At 38.1% G+C, this 2,265-nt stretch carries 1 protein-coding gene; it reads right to left on the bottom strand.

Going from position 1 to position 2,265, the window contains the following annotated elements; all coding sequences use genetic code 11:
- Window positions 1-365: 365 nt before the first annotated feature.
- Window positions 366-2,126 (bottom strand): fibrobacter succinogenes major paralogous domain-containing protein, encoded by a 1,761-nt coding sequence (locus tag OK18_RS15965; protein ID WP_053328642.1) that lies wholly within the window; start codon window positions 2,124-2,126, stop codon window positions 366-368.
- Between the last annotated feature and the right edge of the window lie 139 nt (window positions 2,127-2,265).

Below are 2,265 nucleotides of genomic sequence, written 5' to 3'. Positions count from 1 at the left end.
TAGATTAGGTTAGGTTTAGGTAAGTTCTTATTCACTTCATCGCTTTGAATTCTTTCTGATCAGATTGCAGGTCATCCTATTGATTAAAAAAAAGAAAATCCTTAAAGCCCGTTAATAACAAGCTCCGCATATAAGAATGAATATTAGAATTAAGTGAGTATAGATGCTTTTCAGCAACATTATTAAATCAAAGCAAATAACCCGAAGTACTGATCAAATCAATACTCCAAGTTAATATAACTTTTATCCAGACTCACCAGAGAATGAGAATTATCTATTAAATATGTTTCTTTAAAAATATTTATTTAAAATAGCAACCAACAATGTTGGCCGCTATTTCAATAATTGTATTTCAATGATATTTTTTACTCTTTAATACAACGAACTGAATTTCCTTGTGATTTGGAAGATCCACTAGTTGTATTAGCTGTTCCAAATGTTGGAATCTGAAGGACATAAGCAGCAGGGTTCGCAACAGCATCAGTAGTGCTGCTCCAATAAAATCCTTGTTGTCCTGTATATACAGATGATAATGTTCCTTGTCCTGCATCCCGTATTCCCGGAACTGTTAAGCCCAATTTACTTGCAGAAGCTCCGGAAGCTCCATTTAATACATTCATGTTCAGGTAGTTTGTCAACTGATCTCTGGTTGGAACTTTAAATCCTACAGGGCACGGATTATTGGTAGATGTTGAATTATCCCATAAATTCGAGTTAGGATTCACTCTCCAGTCTCCACCTACAGCAATAAATAATGGATTAGGAGGTACATCACTTTTTACTCCGGTAGTACCATTAACAGGAGTTCCGCTGTTTGGCCCTGTCCAGTTAATCAGTTCATGGGCGTCAGGTCTTCTTCCCCACTGGAATAATGATCCATAGGCACGGTAATCTGATGAAGATGTCGCTTTTTGCCCAAGATTAAAGTTGGGTCCGTTCACATTGGTATAATCTGCTCCTAAGTTATGGTTTAGCCATACATTATTATCTTCAGCCTGTATTGGAAGATAAAGGAAATTATGATTAAAATTCCCCTGAACATCAGGCTCATTAAACATTCTATCCGGAATAGCAGCGATGATACGAACTTCATATCCTTTTTGAACTCCTGAATTAGGAAGTAAGAATTTTCCTAGTAATACTCCAAGGTAATCATTTCCGATTCCAGCATTTACATCCAGCTTACGGGCATTTAATGTTCCGACTTCAGATTTCAGAGTAGCAGTAATTGACTTCGTGGTAGCATTATACGACTGGGAATTCCATGAAAGAGTAATATTTCTTGAAATACCATCTTCAGTAAGATTAGGATCTATATTAATGGTCTGGCTCCAGGCTCCAATTGTTCCGCTTCCTGTAGCCGTTGCAGGAATATGAACAGTAAGACCGGAAGTAGGAATTACTCCCTGCAGGTCAACCAGTGTTTCAGGAATTCCGTCAGCAGCCACAGGTCTGGCAGTAGTAGCAGGGCCTGTAGGGGTAGTAAATGGTGAATAATCCTGATCATACACAGAAGCTATAAAATATCTGCCTTCTAACGTTATGTTTGTCGGGATTATAGGCGTTCCCGGATTTACCGGAAGAGTAAGAGCCGGACATGAACTTCCATTCACGGTAACATTGAATGTCGCACTTCCTGAAGCAATAGGAAAACCAGTAACAGATAATTGTAACGTTCCATTTCCTACTGCAAAAGTACCTGCTGCCAATGTGGCAGTTAAACCATTAGCCTGGAAGGTTTGCGCAGCATAAGCGCTTCCGTCACCACCTGTGTAAGGAATCGTCAACGTTCCTGTATAAGATTGTCCCTGTGTTGCAGGATTAGGAGCAAATGTAGCAGCTCCGCAATTTAAAGCAAAAGCAGGATTTTCTTTCCAGAAACATTGTGACCAGGCTCCTCCCTGAAAGGCCTTTACACATTGTTCTGATACATCATAGATCAACATTCCGTTTACCGGATTATTAATCACTCCTGTATTAGGAACTCTGTTCAGTAATAAACTCTTATTGGTAGACCCCAGTTCAAGGTCAGCACTTAAATGAGGATTAGGTTGATTAATCCCAACCTGCGCAATGGAAAAAGAGCTAATACAAATGTAAATAGGTAATAAGAACTTTTTTTTCATGTTGAATTTTTGTTGTGGTTTAATAAAATTTGTCTATATAAATATCTTTCATTGAAGTTGCAATGAAATAAAGAATAGCAAATTCCAGTAAACAGATTCTGAAAATACCTGTATTAGATACAATACATACACCTTGTAA

The organism is Chryseobacterium gallinarum (genome assembly GCF_001021975.1).
In the GTDB taxonomy this organism is placed as follows: domain Bacteria; phylum Bacteroidota; class Bacteroidia; order Flavobacteriales; family Weeksellaceae; genus Chryseobacterium; species Chryseobacterium gallinarum.
The sequence above is the reverse complement of the archived record's forward strand: the minus strand, read 5'-3'. Positions and strand labels throughout refer to the sequence as shown.